At 73.8% G+C, this 362-nt stretch carries 1 pseudogene; it reads right to left on the bottom strand.

From position 1 onward, the window contains the following. A pseudogene (locus UK12_RS45345) lies at positions 1 to 203 on the bottom strand (hypothetical protein); the annotation flags it as partial. Between the last annotated feature and the right edge of the window lie 159 nt (positions 204 to 362).

Here is a 362-nt window from a genome sequence, read left to right as displayed (position 1 = left end):
GACGTGATGTCGTCGCCGCCCAGGTCCATGTCGAAGCCCGCGTCACGCAGGGCGCGGATCTTCTCCTCTTCCTTCACCTTGGTCTCGATGAAGTCCTCGATGTCGGGGTGGTCGACGTCGAGGATGACCATCTTGGCCGCGCGGCGGGTGGCGCCGCCCGACTTGATCGTTCCTGCGGAGGCGTCGGCACCGCGCATGAGTGCCTGGCCTCCCGCCCGGCTGGCTCGGCCAGCAAGGCGGCCGGCGGCCCGAACGGTGTGAGCAGCGGGAGCGCGTCGGTGGTACGCCCGGACAGCGCCCGCCCGGCGGCCGCCGCGTCGCCGATGCCGCCGCCCGCCAGCAGCCGGCCGTCCCGGTCGCGG

Source organism: Saccharothrix sp. ST-888, assembly GCF_000955975.1.
Lineage (GTDB): Bacteria > Actinomycetota > Actinomycetes > Streptomycetales > Streptomycetaceae > Kitasatospora.
This window is presented reverse-complemented; position numbering and strand designations above follow the sequence as displayed.